General features: G+C 56.4%; 1 protein-coding gene. It reads right to left on the reverse strand.

Going from position 1 to position 491, the window contains the following annotated elements:
• The coding region (locus tag AC0L2K_RS35055; protein ID WP_473533670.1) for a MucR family transcriptional regulator at positions 1 to 176 on the reverse strand (176 nt) is incomplete at its 3' end.
• Positions 177 to 491: the final 315 nt, after the last annotated feature.

Below are 491 nucleotides of genomic sequence, written 5' to 3' on the forward strand. Positions count from 1 at the left end.
GCCTGCGGCTGTTCTGCGGAAACGCTGCCGGCCGTTCCTTTCAGTGCTGCATGTACTTGGCCGATCAGGGCGGGGAGCTCGCCCACCGGGACCGGATTGTTCGAGACATAGGCTGAGACGACATCGGCGGTAAGCTCGATGAGGGCGTCGAGGCTGTGGTCGGCTTCTTCTGTCATGAAATTCTCCGGGTGGCTTGAAGACAGCAGGCGAAGTCTTGCTACATAGTGATGGTGGTGGCTGAAGGCAATAAATGTCTCAGCAGCATAAGTATCGCCATAAGCCCTTGCTAATAGGCGTTCGCCCCGGAAATCGTTTCGGCTGCCAGGCGCCGGAACCGATATGCAGCCATGCCGTCTGAGCTTTTCTAATTCCGAAAACAACGTGACGAAATTCCGCGCTACAAGAAAATACGGTCAGGTGAGTGGAACCTGGCATTCGTCGTTCGTCAGTGACGTTGGCCCAACGGGTCCGGTCTATTCCCGGCGACTTCT

The sequence above is a fragment of the Mesorhizobium sp. WSM4817 genome (assembly GCF_055811135.1).